This window comes from Phenylobacterium sp. (assembly GCF_036264965.1).
Taxonomy (GTDB): Bacteria; Pseudomonadota; Alphaproteobacteria; order Caulobacterales; family Caulobacteraceae; genus Phenylobacterium.
The window spans coordinates 65573-84004 of record NZ_DATAPY010000046.1 but is presented as its reverse complement, the minus strand read 5'-3'; the positions used below and the strand labels follow the sequence as shown (position 1 = coordinate 84004).

The following is an 18432-nucleotide window of genomic DNA, read 5'->3' as shown; positions in this document are numbered from 1 at the left end:
GCATCGGCAGGTCCGCTAGTCGGCGACCAGGCCGTTCAGCAGGCCCTCGAGCGTGACGGCGACCAGCTCGTCGCGGTCGGCCCAGCCGAAGTTGGGGCGCGAGGCCATCAGGGCGACGACTCCGTGGCAGGACATCCAGAGCGCCTGGGCCGCCGAGTCGACGGTTCCGGCCCGCAGGCGACCGGCCGCGCCGATCTCGCGCACCACGCCGCAGAAGCTTTCGTAGCACTGGGTGGAGAGGTCGCGGGTGTCCTCGGGCCATGGGCCGGCGGGCGCCGGGCGGCCGGAATAGACCAGCTGATAGGCGTTCGGATGCTCCATGCCCCAGCGCATGTAGGCTTCCAGCATCATCTTCACGCGCACGACGGGATCGAGCGGCTTGGCGGCGATCTCGCTGTTGCGTTCGTAGAGCAGGCGCAGCGTCCGCTCGCAGATCTCGAGCAGGATGCAGCCCTTGTCCTGGAAATGCATGTAGAGGGCGGTGGAGGAGACCCCGACCTCGTCGGCGATCTTGCGGATCGTGGCGCCCTCGTAGCCCTCGGCGATGAAGATGCGTTCGGCGGCTTCGAGGATTTCGGCGCGGCGGAGGTGACCGTCGCCCTTGGCCTTGCGGGCGGAACGGCGCGGAGGTGTGGCGGCGACCGACAATGGCGTCTTTCTTGTTGTTTGCCTTCCGCTACGGGACCCCAATTCCGTCATTGTGACAAGTGCGGTTACGGTTCTGTCGCAGAGCGCCGGACGCGCATCTCGTCTGGACGAGGCGGCCTGCGACCGCGTAAGCGCGGACCATGAGCGGTGCAGATCCCCAGGTGGCCGACCTGCCCAGCGTGATGCGCACGCGGGGCTGGGCCGACTATGGGCTGATCGACAGCGGCCATGGCCGCAAGCTGGAGCGCTATGGCCGCGTCACGGTGGTGCGGCCCGAGCCGCAGTGTCTGTGGACGCCCGCCCTGCCCGCCTCGGCCTGGGACGCCGCCGACGCGATGTTCGACCCCACCGACGAGGAAGACGCCGGGCGCTGGAAGCTGAAGGGGCAGGCGGCCCCTCTTTCAAATGGGGAGACCTGGCCGCTGTCGTGGGGCGACGTGAAATTCAACGGCCGCTTCACCAGCTTCCGCCACCTCGCCTTCTTCCCCGAGCAGGCGGCGAACTGGGAGTGGCTGGAGGCGGCGGTGCGGGGAGCGGCGGCGCAGGGGCAACCACGGGTGCTGAACCTGTTCGGCTATACCGGCGTGGCCAGCCTGGCGATGGCGGCGGCCGGCGCGGCGGTGACCCATGTCGACGCCTCGAAGCGGGCGGTGGCCTGGGCGCGGGAGAACGCGGCGCTTTCGGGCCTCGCCGAGCGGCCGATCCGCTGGATCACCGAGGACGCGCGCAAATACGTGCAGCGCGAGGTGCGCCGCGGCTCGAAGTACGAGGGGATCATCCTCGACCCGCCGAAATACGGCCGCGGGCCGGACGGCGAAGTCTGGCGGCTGTTCGAGGATCTGCCTGAACTTGCCGGCCTATGCGCCGAACTTCTTTCGGAAAACGCCAGGTTCCTGGTGCTGAACGCCTATGCCGAGCGGATCAGTGGTGCGGCGCTGTCGGGCCTGCTCACCGACAAGCTGAAGGGCCGTGGCGGAAACATCGAGTGGGGCGAGCTGGCCCTGGTGCAGGAAGACGGCGCCCGCGAGATCGGCATGAGCTTCTTCGCCCGTTGGTCGGCAAATGGGGAGTCGGCATGACGAGCCGCGCCGTCACCTCGCTGACCAATCCGACGGTGAAGGCCGTGCGCGCCCTGCACCTGCGCAAGGAACGCGACGAGACCGGCCTGTTCGTCGCCGAGGGCCTTAAGGCGGTGATCGAGGGGGTCGAGACCGGCCACGCCCCGGCGATCTTGATGCACGGTCCCGACGCCAGCGCGCACCCACTGACCAAGACCGCGGTCGCCGCCACCCTGGCCGCCAACGGCGAAGTCATCGAGGTCACCCAGGACATCCTGGCCAAGGTCTCTCGGCGGGATAATCCGCAGGCGGTGGTGGGCGTGTTCCGCCAGGTGTTCGCCGACCTGGCGACCCTGGAACCGCAGGCGGCCCACTGCTGGGTGGCGCTGCATCGGGTGCGCGATCCGGGCAACCTCGGGACCATCATCCGCACCGCCGACGCCGCCGGCTGCGGCGGGGTGATCCTGGTGGGCGAATGCTGCGATCCCCATTCGGTGGAGGCGGTGCGCGCGACCATGGGCTCGATCTTCGCCGTCCCGCTGATCAAGGCCTCGGAGGCGGAGTTCGCCGCCTGGCGCAACGGCTGGCCGGGCTCGGTGGTGGGCACGCTCCTGAGCGCCGAGGTCGACCACCGCGAGGCGGTCTATCAGCGGCCGACCCTGATCCTGATGGGCAACGAGCAACAGGGCCTGCCGCCCGACATGGCCGCCCTGTGCGACGTCAACGTGAAGATCCCTATGCGCGGCCGGGCCGACAGCCTGAACCTGTCCGTGGCGACGGGCATCATGATCTACGCGGCGGCCTAAAGGCCCTAGAGCCGGCCCTCGGCGGCCTTGGTCAGCTGATCCCAGGCCTGGCGGCAGGGCTTGCTGACCTTGAGGCGGTAGTATTCCAGGCAGCGGTCGGCCGAGAGGTTGCTGGTCTTGCCTGCGCACAGCGACTGGCGGTCGACGGCGCAGGCCAGGCGCATCTGCGGCACCGCGACCTTCAGGCCGTCGGCCACCTGCTGCGTCATCCGGGTCTGCAGGCCGCTGGGCAACGGTGTCAGATCGCGCCCCACGGGACGCTCCGGGTCGTCGTAGCCGTCCCAGAGCTGGGGATTGGTCCAATGGGACCCGAGGGGCTGCACCGGATCGGGGCCGAAGGCCTGCTTCGGAACGGCGTCGCGGATCGCCCCTTCGATTCCCTGCGCGGCCGCAGCGCCCGTGAGGGCGAGGACAGCGACGCCGAGCACGATGGCAAGCTTCATGAGCGGCTCTCCGAGCTAAAATCGCCCGAAGCTTCAGCCGCGTAGATACCGCCAGTATTTCAGAGGCATAAAAAACTCATAAGTTCTCGGAACGGCAGAGAGGCGCCAGGCCTTCGCCCAGCGCCCCTCCCAGATATTCGCTCGCCGGCCCGTCGCCGGGGCCGAGGCGGTCGGTGCTAGGACAAGAACTTGTCGTGGGTCACGCCCACCGGGCCGGTCTTCAGGGCGGCGTTGGAGGCCACGGCGGGCGCATCCATCACCTTCTTGAAGGCGGTGCGGAAGGCGGCCATGTCCTCAGGCGAACCGACGGAGATGCGGACGGCGTTGGGCCAGACCGGCCAGATGCGGCCGATGTAGACCTTTTCCTTCTGCATGCCGGCGATCACCGTGTGGGCCGGGCGGCCGGTGTCGATCATGAAGCAGTTGGAGACCGAGGTCCCGACCGGCTTGTAGCCATTGGACTTGAGCCACGCGAGGGTCTCGATGCGGCTGTCGGCGATCCACTTCTTGCGGGTCGGGATCAGGTCCTTGTCGGCCAGCGACGCGCGGGCCGCGGCCAGCGCCGTCACCGGCATGGCGTTCTGGTAGTAGGGCGTCAGCTTGTCCAGCAGGTCCGGGCGCGCGATGGCCACGCCGCAGCGGATGCCGGCCATGCCATAGATCTTGGAGAAGGTGCGCAGGACAATGATGTCCTTGCCCGCCGCCACCTGATCGAGCACGTGCTGCTCGTCCGACAGGTGGATATAGGCTTCGTCGACCAGCAGGATCGAGCCCTTGGGCTTGTTCTCCAGCGCCCAGAGGATCTCCGCGCGCGGCGTGATGGTGCCGGTCGGGTTGTTCGGGTTGACGATGTAGATCAGGCCGGCGTTCGGGTCGGCGGCGACCATGGCCTTCACGTCGTGCGAATAGGTCTTGGTCAGCGGGACCTTATGGACCGGGGCCTTGGAGATCTGCGCGGCCATGTTGGCCGATTCATAGGACGGGTCGGCCATGACCAGGCCCTTGCCCGGGCCGGTGAAGGCCAGGGTCGTATAGTGCAGCGGCTCCGAGGAGCCGGCGTAGAAGGCGATGTTCTCCGGCTTGAGGCCGTGGAGGGCGGCGTATTCGTTGGTGAGCGCAGTGAGCTCGCCCATCCGGTCGTAGCGCCCACCCAGCGGCAGGATTTTGGTGATCGCCTCGCAGGCCGCCTTGCAGGGCCCGAGTGGGTTCTCGTTGGCGTTGATGATCACCGCGTCCGGCGGCAGCACGCCCATCATCTGTGAGGCGAGCTTGGCCTGGGCCATCGAGGCTTCGGTGGCGATCGGGATGGCGGCGGCCGCGAAGGCGGCGGTGCGCAGCAGGGCGCGGCGGTCCATCAGGGAGCTGTCAGAGGCGGAGTCGGTCACCGGCAATCATCCTTCTCGAGGCGCGGCGACCGTCGATTCGGCGGCCGCTTGCGGATCAATGGCCAAGTGTTGGCGAGCAAGCTTCGCAGACCGCAACCGGAATCCGCGGACCGAGCTCTCACGACCCCGCAGGCGCCCAAGCTGCACGCACTAGTGGCGCATAAAAGTCAGCTTTTGAGCTGCCCGCCGCCGACGCCTTGGGCGCCGGGGCCCGATGATCGCTGTAGCCACGGCCGCGCCAGGCCTGCATCGTTGGCCGAACAACTGCTCCGGGGGGAGTCGTGATGGAAGACCGCAGGGCGTTTCTGAGGTTCCTGGCCGCGAGCCCGCTCTATGCCGGCTTGCCGTTGGCGGCGCGCGCGCTGGCGCAGCCGACGGGCGGACCTGACGAGCTGGTCGCCAAGGCGTCCGACGCGCTGGACGTCTTCGATCTGGAGAAGGTGGCGCACCGCAATATCCCCGTGGCGCACTGGGGCTACCTGATGACCGGGGTGGACGGCGAAGAGACGCTGAACGCCAACCACGCCGCCTACGCCCGCTACCAGCTGCGCACGCGCCGTCTGGTGGACGTGAGCAAGGTCGACATGGGCCTGGAGCTATTCGGGATCCGCTACGCCAGCCCGATCTTCCTCTGCCCGCTCGGCAGCCAGAAGGCGTTCCAGGCCGAGGGCGAACTGGCCTCGGCGCGGGCGGCGAAATCCAGGAACGCGCTGCAAATCCTGTCCTCCGCCACCTCGACGGGCGTGGAGGATGTGGTGGCCGCCCACGGCGGACCGTTGTGGTACCAGCTCTACACGTCCTCCAACCTGGACGTGGCCCTGAAGATCGTCGCGCGCGCCGAGCGGGCCGGCTGCACGGCGGTGGCGGTGACCGTCGATCTGCCGGCCGGGCGCAATACCGAAACCCTCAGCCGGGCGATTCGCGCCGACACGCGCCAATGCGCGGCCTGTCATGGCGCCGCCGGGCCCGGCGCGCTCGCCGCCCGGCCGATGTACCAGGGGATCGACACCACGGGCCTGCTCAACACCTCCTCGTCCATGACCTGGGACTTCATCCGGCGGCTGCGGGATTTCACCAGGATGAAGGTGCTGGTGAAGGGGCTGGAGTCCGGCGAGGACGCGGCGCTGGCGGTGAAATACGGCTGCGACGGGGTGATGGTCTCCAACCATGGCGGGCGCGCCACCGAGACCGGCCGGGCGACGCTGGAGTCCTTGCCCGAGGTGGTCGCCGCCGTGCACGGCCGTATTCCGGTGCTGGTGGACGGCGGGGTGCGGCGCGGGACCGATGCGCTGAAGGCCCTGGCGCTGGGCGCCACCGCGGTTGGCATCGGGCGGCCCTACATCTGGGGGCTGGGCGCGTTCGGCCAGCCGGGCGTGGAGCGGACCCTGGACGTGCTGAACAGCGAACTTCGGCTGGCCATGGTCGGCGTCGGCGCGCGGTCGCTGAAGGAGATCACGCCGGCGGCAGTGATCCGCAGAGCCTAGGTTCCCCTGGGCTTGGCGCGCGCGGTCGGCAGGGCGACAGCCGGATCTTCGGGCCACAGGTGCTTGGGATAGCGGCCGCGCATATCGGCGCGCACGTCCTTCCAGGAGCCTTTCCAGAAGCCGGGCAGGTCCTGGGTCGTCTGGATCGGGCGGTGGCCGGGCGAGAGCAGCGACATGGTGATGGGGCGGCCCGCGACGGTTGGATGAACGGCTGTGCCGAACACCTCTTGCACGCGGACATCGACGCGCGGGCCGGCCTCGGCGGCGTAGTCGATGGCGAAGCTGTTGCCGGTAGGCGCGGTCCAGCGGGCGGGCGCCTCGGCGTCCAGGCGCCGCTGCAGGTCCCAGGGGATCAGGGCGCGCAGGGCGCCGTCGAGGACGTCGGGCTTCAGGGCTCCCAGCGCGCGGACGCCGGGCAGGATCGGGGTCAGCCAGTCTTTGAGGCGTTCGCCGAGGCCGGCGTCGGAAAGGTCGGGCCAGGTGGGGTCTCGCTGGCGCAGGAAGGCGACGCGCTGGCGAAGACTCGCGGCGGCCTCGCCCCAGGGAAGGATGGCGACGCCCTCGGTGCGGACGCGGTCGGCCAGGGCGGCGGCGATCAGGGCGGGATCGGGATTGTCGTCGACGGTCTCGCGCAGCGTCAGGCGGCCGAGGCGCGTCAGGCGTTTGGCGCGCAGACGACCGGCGCCACTTTCCTCCAGTCGGTCCTCGACGGTGAGCTGGGCGGCGAAGGCCTCCGCCAATTCGGCTTCATCCAGGGGCGCGGCGAGCAGGATGCGGTCGCGCCGCTCGCCGCCGCCGAGTTCAGCAACCGCCAGCCAGGTCTCGCGAGCGAGCGCATCGGTGGCTTCGAGGAAGGCGCCGCGGCCGGAGACGAGCTGGAATTCGCCCTGCGGGCCGCGGGCGCGGGCGACGCGCTCCGGATAGGCGAAGGCCAGCAGCAGGCCTTCGGACAACGGCTCGGCGTCCCCTGCCCGCCCGGCCTCCGAGCCGCTCGCGGCTCGGCCCCCCTCGCTTCGCGAGCCACCCCCAGCGGGGGTGGATGCCGCCCAGCGGTCGGCGAGCGCCTTGGCGTCGCGGGCCCGGGGGCTGCGGTCGCGGTCGAGGGCGTCGAGACGGTGGCGAAGGTCAGCGTCGCGGCCGCCGAGGTTTCGCTCGACGATCAAGGCGGCGATCCGCGCGGCGCGATGCGCCTGGCCGGTGGCGGCGGCCTTCAGGATCATGTGCGCCAGGCGCGGGTTCAGCGGCATATCGGCGAGCGCGCGGCCGTGGGCGGTGAGCACGCCGTCGCCGGTCAGGGCCTCCAGCCGCACGAGCAGGCTGCGCGCCTCGGCGAAGGCGGCGGCGGGCGGCGGGTCGAGGAAGGCCAGGCCCGAGGCGTCCTTGGCGCCCCAGCGGGCCAGGTCCAGCGTCAGGCCGGACAGGTCGGCGTCGAGGATTTCCGGGTCAGCGTAAGCCGGCAGCGCCCGGGTCTCGGCCTCGTCCCACAGGCGGTAGCAGACGCCCGGTTCGGTGCGGCCCGCGCGGCCGCGGCGCTGGTCGGCGGCGGCGCGCGAGACGCGCACGGTGGCCAGCCGCGTGAGCCCGCTGGATGGATCGAACCGCGGCACGCGGGCCTGGCCGGCGTCGATCACCACGCGGACACCCTGGATGGTCAGGCTGGTCTCGGCGATGGAGGTGGCGAGCACCACCTTGCGGGTCCCGGCCAGCGCGGGGGCGATGGCGCGGTCCTGATCGCGCGGATCGAGAGCGCCATAGAGCGGGGCGATCTCGACGCCGGCCCGCGGACGTTCGGCCAGTCGCTCGGCGGTGCGCAGGATCTCGCCCTGCCCCGGCAGGAAGACCAGTAGGGAGCCGGTCTCCTCGGCCAGCGCGCGTTCGACGGCGCGGACCACGCGGTCTTCCAGGCGCAGGCGTTCGTCGCGACCGAGGTAGTGGGTCTCCACCGCATAGGCGCGGCCCAGGCTCTCGATGACCGGAGCCTCGCCCAGCAGCCGCGCGACCGCCGCGCCATCCAGCGTCGCCGACATCACCAGGATCCGCAGGTCCTCGCGTAGCAGGCCCTGGGCGTCGCGGGCCAGGGCCAAGCCCAGGTCCGCGTCGAGGCTGCGCTCATGGAACTCGTCGAAGATCACGCAGGCCACGCCCGCCAGCTCCGGATCGGCGAGGATCATGCGGGTGAAGACGCCTTCGGTGACCACCTCGATGCGGGTGGCCGCCGAAATCCTGGACTGCATCCGCACCCGGAAACCGACGGTCTGGCCCACCGGTTCGCCCAGGGTCTGGGCCATCCGCTCGGCCGCCGCGCGGGCGGCCAGGCGGCGCGGTTCGAGCATGATGATCCTGCCGCCCGCTAGCCAGGGCTCGGCCAGAAGCTCCAGCGGGACCACGGTGGTCTTGCCGGCGCCGGGTGGGGCCACGAGGACCGCGGCGGGGTCGGCCGCCAGCGCCGCCTTCAGGGCGGGCAAGGCCTCGTGGATAGGGAACATTCTTGCGCTCTATCGGTCGCCTGGGGCAACGCCAAGCCTTGACGCTTGACCGGCGAGGCACAACCACGTCACGGTCCCGTCAAATTTGACAGCGTTCCCCGGGGGGAACCGCTCCTCGGAGGCAATATGTGGCGAATTAAGTCGCTCGACGCCATTTTGGCGACGGCGGAAAAGAAGTCTTTGCATCGGTCGCTCGGGCCAGTCCAGCTCACCATGCTGGGCATCGGCGCGGTTATCGGGACCGGGATTTTCGTGCTCACCGCGACCGCGGCCCAAAAGGCCGGTCCGGGCATGATGGTCTCCTTCATCATCGCCGGCTCGGTCTGCGCGGTTGCGGCGCTCTGCTATTCCGAACTGGCCTCGATGGTGCCGGTGGCGGGGTCGGCCTACACCTATTCCTACGCGGTCATGGGCGAACTCGTCGCATGGCTGGTCGGCTGGGCGCTGATCCTGGAATACGCGCTGGGAGCCAGCGCGGTGGCGGTCGGATGGTCTGGGCACATACTGGGCCTCTTCAGCGACCAGGGCATCCAGCTCTTGCCTCACGCGCTGACTGTCGGCCCGAGGGTCTCCCTCGGGTCCTTCCTGGAGGGCGGCGAAGCCGGCGGGATCATCAATCTTCCGGCGGTGATCATCACCATCGCCGTGACCACGCTGCTGATCATCGGCACCAAGGAAAGCGCGACGGTCAATGGGGTGCTGGTGGCCATCAAGGTCGCAGCGCTGACCCTGTTCATCGCCATCACGCTTCCGCTCATGGCGAGCCACGTCAGCAATTTCACACCGTTCACACCGCGGGGTTGGGGCAATCCTCTAGGGTCGTCGGGAACGGGGGTTCTGGGCGCGGCGGCCTCGATCTTCTTTGCCTACGTCGGCTTTGACGCGGTCTCGACCGCGGCCGAAGAGACGCGAAATCCGCAACGCAATGTGCCCATCGGGCTGATCGCCTCGTTGTTGATCTGTACCGTCTTCTACCTGCTCGCGGCCGGCGGCGCGGTCGGCGCCTATGGCGCGCAGCCGTTGCTCGACGCCAGTGGTGCGGCCTATGACCCGGGTTCGCCCGAATTCTCCGCCGCCTGCACGGCCCTGGGCGCCCATACGCCGCTGGTCTGCTCCAAGCACGCCCTCGCCTACGTCCTGCACGAGATCGGCCATCCGTTCTTCGGCAGCGTCGTGGCGCTGGCGGCGACCATCGCGCTTCCTTCGGTGGTCCTACTGATGATGTACGGCCAGACGCGGATCTTCTTCGTGATGGCGCGCGACGGCCTGCTGCCGCCGGTGCTGTCGACGGTGCATCCGAAGTTCAAGACGCCCTGGATCATCACCTTGGTGACCGGCCTCGTCGTGGCGGTCTTCGCGGCCTTCCTGCCGGTGGGGCAACTGGCGGACTATTCCAACTCAGGCACGCTGTTCGCCTTCGCGGCGGTGTCCGTCGGGGTCATGGTCCTGCGTTTCACCGACCCGAAGCGCGTGCGGCCGTTCAAGACGCCGTTCCTGTTCATCATCGCGCCGGCCTCGATCATCGGCTGCGTGGTGCTGTTCCTCAGCCTCGACAACAAGTCCAAGGGGCTGTTCTTCGTCTGGACGGTGCTCGGGCTGGTTTTCTACTTCTGCTACGGCTTCTGGAAGTCGAACGTGCGCAACGGCGTCGAGATGGACGAGCCGCTGGTGGAGGGTCCGGGCGGCACGCCGCTCTAGCCCTCGAGCTTTCAGGACTGCGACGGAAAGGCCCGGGTTTCGCCCGGGCCTTTTCTTATGGGGCGTAACACACGATCATAGGGACCAGATGAATGCGCCCCAGCCGCCCCCGCTTCCGATCCGCGCCCTGATCGCGCCGGTCACGCCGCTCCAGCAGAACTGCACCATCGTCTGGTGCGCCAAGACCATGAAGGCCGCGGTGATCGATCCGGGCGGCGAGGTGCCGCGCCTGCTGGAGGCGCTGGAGAGTCAGGGCCTGACGCTCGAGAAGATCTGGATCACCCACGGCCACCTGGACCATGCCGGAGGCACGGCGGCGCTGAAGGCGGCCACCGGGGTCCCGATCGAGGGGCCGCACCCGGACGACGCCTTCTGGATCGACCAGATCGACGCCTCGGGCGCCAAGTGGGGCATGCCGGACGCCAAGGGCTTCACCCCGGACCGCTGGCTGCAGGACGGCGACGTCGTCACGCTCGGCGAGACCCAGTTCGAGGTCTACCACTGCCCGGGGCACACGCCGGGTCACGTGATCTTCTTTCACCGCGAGGCGCGATTCGCCCAGGTGGGCGACGTGCTGTTCCAGGGCTCGATCGGCCGCACCGACTTCCCGCGCGGAAATCACGCCGACCTGATCGCGGCGATCACTGGTAAGCTCTGGCCCCTGGGCGACGATGTGCGCTTCGTGCCGGGGCATGGGCCGATGTCCAGCTTCGGCCAGGAACGCAAGACCAACCCGTTTGTCGCCGACGAAGTCTTGTCGCCCTCGTGATTTCAGCCGCGAAATCGCCGCGTTACGCGACAGCAGCAACGTCGTCGCCATGGAGCAGATCCTCGATATGAGCAGCGCGGGCGCCCGCATCCTGATGGTCGACGACGACCCCGGCATCCGCGATGTCGTGTCCGACTTCCTGGGCAAGCACGGCTACAAGGTCGACACCGCCGGCGACGCCACCGAGATGGAAGCTGCGCTGGAGCGCGGCCCCGTCGACCTGATCGTGCTTGACGTCATGCTGCCGGGCGAGGACGGGCTGGCGGTCTGCCGGCGGCTGGCCAACGGCGAAGGCGGCCCGCCGATCATCATGCTGAGCGCCATGGGCGAGGACACCGACCGCATCGTCGGCCTGGAGCTGGGCGCCGACGACTATCTGGCCAAGCCCTGTAATCCGCGGGAGCTTCTGGCTCGGGTGCGCGCGGTGCTGCGCCGCGCCGAGCAACGGTCGAGCAGCGGCGGTGTGGGCGCGGGCTGCGAGTTCGCGGGTTGGCGGCTCGATCTCGTGCGCCGCGAACTACGCTCGCCGGCCGGCGTGGTGGTGAACCTGTCGAGCGGCGAGTTCTCGCTGCTGCGGGCCTTCGTCGAGCGGCCGCAGCGGGTGCTGACCCGCGACCAGCTTCTGGAGTTCGCGCGCGGCCCAGACTCGGACGCCTTCGACCGGGCGATCGACGTGCAGATCAGCCGGCTGCGGCGCAAGCTGGACGACGGCGGCGGCAGCCACGAGCTGATCCGCACCATCCGCAACGAAGGCTACATGTTCACCGCGAAGGTGAAACGCACGTGAAGTTCTCGCGCAGCGGACGGCCGACGGCCTCGCTGTTCGTCCAGCTGGCGACGCTGGTGGGCCTGGCGCTGGTGCTCGCCGAGGCGATCAACCTGCTGCTGATCTTCAACCTGCCGCCGCCGACCCCCGACTTCTATCGCCTGTCGGAGATCGAGCAGACCTTCCGCGGGCCTGCCCCCGGGTTCACCGAGCGCCGGCCGCTGGAACTCCGGATGGTCGCCAAGCCGCCGGGCCCGGCCATGGAGAGCGCCAACGCGCCGGCGATCCGCGCCCGGCTGGCCAAGGACCTGGGCGTCTCCGAAGATCGCGTGGTCCTGGCCACCCACGCCGGCCCCCTTGCCGACCGGCGGGTTTTTCGAATTATCCGCGAGCGCATGGCCCGCGAGGGGGTGCGCGAGGAGCACTTCTTTGTGGCCCCCTTCGAAGTGGGCCTTCGCCAGCCGGACGGGCGCTGGGCGGTCATCCGGCCGCAACCGGCCTTTGGGCCTGACCCCTGGCAGATGCGGATCGCACTGTGGTTCGTGATCTCGGCCCTGGTCATGGCGCCGGTGGCCTATGTCTTCGCGCGCCGGCTCTCGACGCCGATCAAGCGTTTCGCCGACGCCGCCGAGCGGCTGGGCCGCGACCCGCGCGCGGAGCCACTGGAACTGACCGGCCCGTCCGAAATCGGCATCGCCGTGCGCGCCTTCAACGACATGCAGGCCCGCCTGCGCCGCTATGTGGAAGACCGCACCGCCATGGTGGCCGCCATCGCGCACGACCTGCGCACGCCGCTGACCCGCCTGCGCTTCCGCATCGAAAGCCTGCCGGACGACCAGAAGGCCAAGATGAGCGCCGACATCGACCAGATGGAGGAGATGATCTCCGCGGCGCTCACCTTCGTGCGAGACGCCAGCCGGCCGGGCGAGCGGACGCCATTAGAGCTGTCGTCCCTGCTGGAGAGCCTCTGCGACGAGATGGCCGAGACCGGCGCGTCCACCGAGGTGGAGAGCGGCGAGAAGGTGGTGCTGGAGGGCGATCCCATGGCGCTGCGGCGGCTGTTCTCCAACCTGCTGGAAAACGCCGTGAAATTCGGAGGACGTGCTCGTACTCGCGTTTTCCGCGATGCCTCCAACGCCTTCGTCGAGATCGAGGACGACGGTCCGGGCATCCCGCCGTCGGACCGCGAGAAGGTGTTCGAGCCCTTCTATCGCCGCGAACCGTCGCGCAGCCGGCAGACCGGCGGCATCGGCCTGGGCCTGGCGGTGGTGCGCTCCATCGCCCGCGGCCACGGGGGCGACGTGGACTTGGTCAACCGCGCCGGCGGCGGCCTGACGGCGCGGGTCCAACTGCCGCTCTAGAGCCGGACCTCAAGAACTTGTGATGACCTTGCGGAGGGCCGCCGCAAGGCGAAGCTTTGCGCCCCGCTCGCTTCCATAGCGAAGTTATGTCGATTTTCGACGCAACCTTGGCCGCTGCTCGTTGGTTAGCCCCACCGCAACGTCACCAGTCGCCCGAGGAGCGTATTCCCAATGCCCACCGCTGACACCGGAAAGCCCCGCGCCCGTAGAGGCTTCGCGGCCATGAACCCTGAACGCCGCCGCGAAATCGCCCGCAAAGGCGGCGCCTCGGTGCCCGGCGAGAAGCGCAGCTTCGCCAAGGACCGCGATCTCGCGGCCTCCGCCGGCCGCAAGGGCGGCGAAGCCAGCCGGGGCGGCGGCCGCACCCGCACGCGCGGCGACCTAGGCTAAGAGCGACACCACGGCGAAGGCGGGCGCCTCGCTAAGCCAGCTGGTTTCCAGCGTCCAGCCCGCCTTCTGCGCCAGACCCGCGAAAGCCTCGACCGTGAACTTGGCCGAGTTTTCGGTGTGGATGGTCTCGCCTTTGGCGAAGGCGAAGCTTTCGCCCGCCACCCGCACCTTCTGGTCCTTCAGGCTTTCCAGGTGCATCTCGATACGGCTCTCACCTGAGTTCCAGATGGCCCGGTGCATGAAGGCGTCCAGGTCGAAGTCGGCGCCCAGCTCGCGGTTGATCCGCACCAGCAGGTTCTTGTTGAAGGCCGCTGTGACGCCTAGGGCGTCGTCGTAGGCCGCCACCAGCACGTCGCGATCCTTCACCACGTCGATGCCCACCAGGAAGCGCGAGCCCACGCCCAGCAGGCCGCGGGCGCTCGTCAGGAAGGCGTGCGCCTCGTCCGGCGTGAAGTTGCCGATGGTCGAGCCGGGGAAGAAGCCGGTGACCGGGCGGTTCTGCGCGGCTGCCGGCAAAGTGATCGCGCGGGTGAAGTCCTCCAGCAACGGCGCCACCACGAGCTTCGGATAGTCGCGGCGGATGGCCGCGGCGGCCTCGTCGAGCGCCGCCTGGCTGATGTCGATGGGGGCGTAGACCCCGATCTGCGGAGCGGCGTCGAGCAGAAGGCGGGTCTTGGTGCTGGCCCCGCTGCCGAACTCCACCAGCGCCGCGCCAGGCGAGATGATCTGCGCGATCTCCGGCGCGATCCTGCGCAGCAGGGCCACCTCGGTGCGGGTCGGGTAGTATTCCGCCAGCTCGGTGATCGCCTCGAACAGACGCGAGCCCTCGGCGTCGTAGAAGTATTTCGGCGGCACGGCCTTCTGCGACCGGGAAAGACCCGCCAGCACGTCGGCCTTGAACTCCCGCGTCACCTCGGCCTGGGCGTCGCGGACACTGTCACGAGCCAGCCGCACGCCCGAGAACATCCAGCGCTGCTGGGGATAGAAGAAGTTGCGGTAGCTGGCGCGGGTGTGGCCGGCGGGCGTGACCGCGGCCCCGCCGCGCAGCACGAACTGGCCGGCCATGAACTTGCCGTTGTACTCGCCCACTGCGCCGCCCGCGGGCTTGAACCCCGGATAGGGCGCGTAGGCGCTGCGGGTCCATTCCCAGAGGTCGCCGAACATCTGGCGCAACCCCGCGGCGGGCGGCGGCGCGGCGGGCGCCAGGCGCCCCGCGCCGACGAAGTTACCGGCCACCGACAGGTCCTGGGCGGCGTGCTCCCATTCGGCCTCGGTGGGCAGGCGAGCGCCGGCCCAGGCGGCATAGGCCTCGGCCTCGTAGAAGCTGACGTGGGCGACGGGCGCGGCGGGATCGATCGGGCGCAGGCCGTGCAGGGTCATGGAGCTCCAGCTCCCGCCCTGATCGGCCGCGTTTTCCTGCCAATAGAGCGGCGCGTCCCACCCCTCGGCCCGGGCCCGGGCCCAACCTTCGGAGAGCCACAGCTCCGGCCGCCGGTAGCCGCCGTCGGCCATGAAGGCCAGCCACTCGGCGTTGGTGACCAGGCGGTCGGCGACCTCGAACGGCTCCAGCCAGACCTTGTGGCGCGGCCCCTCATTGTCGAAGGCGAAGCCCGAGCCGTCGTGGCCGATCTCCACCAGCCCGCCTTCGAAGCCGATGAAGCGCAGCGGCTCCGGCGGCTGGCCTGAGGGCGCATGGCGCGGCGGCGCATAGGCCGGCTGCAGCGGCGACTGGGCGAAGAGATGCAGGATGTCCATCAGGATCAGTTCCTGATGCTGTTCCTCATGGGCCAGCCCAAGATCCAGCAAGGGCGCAAGCGCCCCGGCGCCGTCAGCCAGCAGCCGGCTCATGGCCGCGTCGACGTGCGCGCGGTAGGCGATGACGTCGTCCAGAGACGGGCGGGTCAGCAGGCCCCGCTCCGGCCGCGGCTGCCGGGGCCCGAGCGCCTCGTAGTAGGAATTGAACAGATAGTGGAACCGCGGGTCGAAGGGCTTGTAGCCCGCCAGGTTCGGGATCAGCAGGAAGGTCTCCCAGAACCAGGTGACGTGCGCCAGATGCCACTTGGTGGGGCTGGCGTCCGGCATGGACTGGGCGAGCTGGTCCTCCGGCGTCAGCCAGCGGGTCAGGGCCTCGGTGGCCTGGCGCACCGCGCGGTAGCGGTGCAGATCGCTCGATAGCGGGGTATGCGCAGCGGTAGTCGTCGCGTGCGCGCTCGCCGGCGCGAGCCGCTGCGGGTCATCGGACTGGACCATAGGCCTCCTCTCCGCGCGCCCGCACCCGGACGCGCCTCCCGCCGGCCCATGACCTAAGCATTCCCGGCGCGGGCGCAACCTCGACGGGCGAACAAGGTTCCCGATCGGGCGACTTTTCCACGTTCGAAAAGCCGGAACGGATGGCAGGAGGCCGCGTTCTCCGAGCGCCGGGGCGGCGAAAGGCAAAGCGTTATGACGCCGGACAAGTCGACCCTCCGCGCCCGCCGCGCGTCCGAACCGCCGAGTTGGCGCGATCAGGTGGTGGACCTGATCCCGGCCTTGCGCGCCTTCGCCTGGTCGCTTTGCCACAACAGCTCCGACGCCGACGATCTGGTGCAGGACACGCTGATCAAGGCCTGGACCAATCGTGAGAAGTTCGAGCCCGGCACGAACCTGCGCGCTTGGCTGTTCACGATCCTGCGCAACACCTACTACACCGCCGTCGTGCGCCGCCGCCGCGAGGTGCGCGACGAGACCGGCGAGTACGCGGGGACACTGAGGTCGGCGCCGACCCAGGATTGGAGCATCGCGGTCCACTCGCTGCAGGACGCCTTGCGCAAGCTGCCCGACGAGCATCGAGAGGCCCTCGTGCTGGTAGGCGCGGCGGGCCTCTCCTACGAGGAGGCGGCGGAGATCTGCGGCTGCGCGCTCGGCACGATCAAGAGCCGCGTCAACCGCGCCCGTGCGCGCCTTCTGAAGATCATGGAAGCCGACGACGCCACCGACGTGATGGCGCTGGAGATCATGGCGGCGGCCGAGCGGGTCTGACGGGAACGCGAGCTTGGCCTTGGCCGTTGATGTCCTAGGGACGTCGACGAAAGGGATGCACGCCATGGCCGATAAAGAACACGATCCAGGCGCCGCGGCGGAGACACCGACCGAGCCCGAATTCGAGGTCGAGGATGCACGGCTGAACAAGGCCCTGAAGCGCAACGAGCGCGAGCGCGCCGGCTCTCCGGGCGCCGAATTCGGCCACGACCAGACCTACCGCCCCGGCTATCACCAGGGCGGCGTGCGGTTCGGCTTCTTCCACGACTACGACGAGCCGAAGCCGCCCAAGCGTAAGCCCGGCGACAAGACCTAGCCGCTACTTGCCGTCGGGGTAGACCACGGGCAGGACCAGGGCCGACGGGTGGGACGCGTCCATATAGACACTGTTGGTCGCCACGCGCGGCGCCTTGGCATGCCCGCCGGCCGCCTCGCCGGTGTTGGGGTTCACCTCAAAGCGCGGGCTGTTGGACGAGGTGATGTGCACCGCGATCCGGTGGCCCTTCTCGAAGGTGATCGCCGTCGACCAGAGGTCGATGTCCAGCTCCTCCGGCGCGCCCGGCGTCATCATCTTCACCTGGTCGGGCATCCGACCGTTGCGGAAGCGCGCGCGGATCGGGGCGTCCAGCACCAGGGCCTCGTAGCCGTCGGGGTAGACGTCGACCAGCTTGGCCATGAAGTCGGTGTCGGGACCATCGGTGGCGCCATAGAGTTCGACCTTCACCGGGCCTGAGATCGTCAGGTCCTTGTCCAGCGCCGGGGTCGTGAAGCGCAGGTAGTCCTGCCGCGCCGGTATCGCCCGCTGGTCCATCGGTCCGCGCTCGAAGGTGAGGTTTGCGCCTCCCACGGTCGGGACCGGGTTGGCCGGGTCGAAGCGGTAGCTGAGCTTGGTCCCCTCGCCGCTCGGCGTCTTGTTGGTCAGGGTCTTGTCAGGCGTCAGGTAGAAACGCACTTCGCGATTGGCGGGCGGCCAGTTGGCCGAGGTGCGCATGCCGTTCTTCGGCGAGATCGCGCCCTTCTCCGCCCCGGCCATCATGAAATAGGTCACCGGCGGCTCGGCCATGACGCCGTTGTCGACGCCCTTCAGCCAGTAGTCGAACCAGCGCAGTTCCTGGTCGCTGGCGAGGTTCAGGCGATCGAAGCCGGGGTATTCCAGATTCCCGCTCAGCGGGCCGTGGCCGAACGGACCCATCATCAGCTTCTGATTGCCGCGCGCGCCTTTCGCGCCGTGGTTCTGCAGGTACTCGAAGTTGGAAATATTGCCGTGGTTGAAGATGTCGTACCAGCCGCCGACGTTGTAGATCGGGATCTGGATGTACTTGCGGTTCGTGCTCATCGCTGAGCGGTTCCAGAAGACGTCGTCCTCGACGCGGCGGCGCTGGGTGTCGAGCACCTCGTCGGAGACGCCCTGGCCCTTCGACCAACCGAGCACGTCCTTCTCCTTCAGCACGCCGCCCGGATAGCTATTGGCCAGGAGGTCGTAGGGGGCGACCACGACGTAGGCGGCCTTCAGGTGCGGCGGGGCGGCCATGGCGGCCTCATTGGCGGTGATGCCCATGGCCGAGCCGCCGGTCAGGCCGATCTTGCCGTTGCTCCAGGGCTGCCTGGCGGCCCACTCGACGCTGTCGTAGCCGTCTTCCACATCGTTCTCGAAGGCGGCGTAGAAGCCCTGCGAGCGGCCCTTGCCGCGGGTGTCCTGCAGGACGAAGACATAGCCGGCGTCGGTGTAGTGCCTGGCCTGCTTGACCAGGGCCTCGCGCATCTTCGAGCCATCCGGATCGTGCTCCTTGTCGATGCGGCCGTCCTTCAGATAGGGCGTGCGCGTCATGACCACGGGCCAGGGGCCGGCTCCGGCGGGCTTGAAGACGTTGGCGGCGAGTTTGGTCCCGTCGCGCATCACCGCATATTCCTCGACCGCGCCCGGCGGCAGGCCCGGCCATTTGGCGGCGGCGACCGCCGCGGCGGCAGCCTTCTTGTCAGCCGGCTTGTCGGCGGCGGCGGCCATGCCGGCGGCCAGGCTAAGGGCCAGGGCGGAGGCCACGGCGAAACGGGTCAGCTTGCTCATCTTGGAATTCCCCCCGGCGGGTCTTCGCCCGCGCGAAATGCCTTGGTTCAAATGC

General features: G+C 69.3%; 16 protein-coding genes. 10 read left to right on the top strand and 6 right to left on the bottom strand.

The window, feature by feature from the left end:
• Positions 1-15: 15 nt before the first annotated feature.
• Positions 16-648, bottom strand: coding sequence for a TetR/AcrR family transcriptional regulator (locus VHS75_RS07260; protein ID WP_329637939.1), 633 nt, complete (start codon positions 646-648; stop codon positions 16-18).
• 140 nt (positions 649-788) lie between these two features.
• Between VHS75_RS07260 and VHS75_RS07255 the strand changes: the two genes are divergently transcribed.
• Together VHS75_RS07255 and VHS75_RS07250 are read left to right on the top strand one after the other, a co-directional pair.
• Complete coding sequence (locus VHS75_RS07255; protein ID WP_329637938.1) at positions 789-1727, top strand: class I SAM-dependent methyltransferase; 939 nt, start codon at positions 789-791, stop codon at positions 1725-1727.
• Positions 1724-2512 (top strand): RNA methyltransferase, encoded by a 789-nt coding sequence (locus tag VHS75_RS07250; RefSeq protein WP_329637937.1) that lies wholly within the window; start codon positions 1724-1726, stop codon positions 2510-2512. Before VHS75_RS07255 ends, VHS75_RS07250 begins: the two co-directional genes overlap by 4 nt.
• Positions 2513-2517: 5 nt before the next feature.
• On the opposite strand, the gene VHS75_RS07245 is transcribed toward VHS75_RS07250, so the two are convergent.
• Entirely contained in the window at positions 2518-2955 is a 438-nt protein-coding gene (locus tag VHS75_RS07245; RefSeq protein WP_329637936.1) for a hypothetical protein, read from the bottom strand.
• A 176-nt stretch (positions 2956-3131) separates the two neighbouring features.
• Entirely contained in the window at positions 3132-4340 is a 1209-nt protein-coding gene (locus VHS75_RS07240; RefSeq protein ID WP_329637935.1) for a pyridoxal phosphate-dependent aminotransferase, read from the bottom strand.
• A 284-nt stretch (positions 4341-4624) separates the two neighbouring features.
• Between VHS75_RS07240 and VHS75_RS07235 the strand changes: the two genes are divergently transcribed.
• Entirely contained in the window at positions 4625-5824 is a 1200-nt protein-coding gene (locus VHS75_RS07235) for an alpha-hydroxy acid oxidase (RefSeq protein WP_329637934.1), read from the top strand.
• Here VHS75_RS07235 and hrpB read toward each other — a convergent pair.
• Positions 5821-8310, bottom strand: coding sequence for an ATP-dependent helicase HrpB (gene hrpB / locus VHS75_RS07230; RefSeq protein WP_329637933.1), 2490 nt, complete (start codon positions 8308-8310; stop codon positions 5821-5823). The two genes, VHS75_RS07235 and hrpB, sit on opposite strands and share 4 nt — an antisense overlap.
• A 126-nt stretch (positions 8311-8436) precedes the next feature.
• Here hrpB and VHS75_RS07225 point away from each other — a divergent pair, with 126 nt between their 5' ends.
• From VHS75_RS07225 to VHS75_RS07205, 5 genes are all read left to right on the top strand, one after another.
• A complete protein-coding gene (locus VHS75_RS07225; protein ID WP_329637932.1) occupies positions 8437-10008 on the top strand; it encodes an amino acid permease in 1572 nt (523 codons plus the stop codon).
• 88 nt (positions 10009-10096) lie between these two features.
• Entirely contained in the window at positions 10097-10777 is a 681-nt protein-coding gene (locus VHS75_RS07220) for an MBL fold metallo-hydrolase (protein WP_329637931.1), read from the top strand.
• A 49-nt stretch (positions 10778-10826) separates the two neighbouring features.
• A complete protein-coding gene (locus VHS75_RS07215) occupies positions 10827-11564 on the top strand; it encodes a response regulator (RefSeq protein WP_329637930.1) in 738 nt (245 codons plus the stop codon).
• On the top strand, positions 11561-12904 hold the full coding sequence (locus VHS75_RS07210) for an ATP-binding protein (protein ID WP_329637929.1): 1344 nt from the start codon (positions 11561-11563) through the stop codon (positions 12902-12904). The genes VHS75_RS07215 and VHS75_RS07210 overlap by 4 nt, the downstream gene beginning before the upstream one ends.
• A 171-nt stretch (positions 12905-13075) precedes the next feature.
• On the top strand, positions 13076-13294 hold the full coding sequence (locus VHS75_RS07205) for a general stress protein (RefSeq protein WP_329637928.1): 219 nt from the start codon (positions 13076-13078) through the stop codon (positions 13292-13294).
• On the opposite strand, the gene egtB is transcribed toward VHS75_RS07205, so the two are convergent.
• Positions 13286-15544 (bottom strand): ergothioneine biosynthesis protein EgtB, encoded by a 2259-nt coding sequence (gene egtB / locus VHS75_RS07200; RefSeq protein ID WP_329637927.1) that lies wholly within the window; start codon positions 15542-15544, stop codon positions 13286-13288. The genes VHS75_RS07205 and egtB overlap by 9 nt on opposite strands.
• Before the next feature lie 192 nt (positions 15545-15736).
• On the opposite strand from egtB, the gene VHS75_RS07195 reads away from it, so the two are divergent.
• Entirely contained in the window at positions 15737-16312 is a 576-nt protein-coding gene (locus tag VHS75_RS07195; protein WP_329637926.1) for a sigma-70 family RNA polymerase sigma factor, read from the top strand.
• 64 nt (positions 16313-16376) lie between these two features.
• Positions 16377-16628 carry a hypothetical protein gene (locus VHS75_RS07190; protein WP_329637925.1) on the top strand — a complete coding sequence of 84 codons (252 nt, stop codon included), beginning with the start codon at positions 16377-16379 and terminating at the stop codon, positions 16626-16628.
• A gap of 3 nt (positions 16629-16631) precedes the next feature.
• On the opposite strand, the gene VHS75_RS07185 is transcribed toward VHS75_RS07190, so the two are convergent.
• The gene (locus VHS75_RS07185) at positions 16632-18377 is read right to left on the bottom strand and encodes a CocE/NonD family hydrolase (protein WP_329637924.1); all 1746 of its coding nucleotides are present in this window, start codon (positions 18375-18377) and stop codon (positions 16632-16634) included.
• Positions 18378-18432 lie beyond the last annotated feature (55 nt).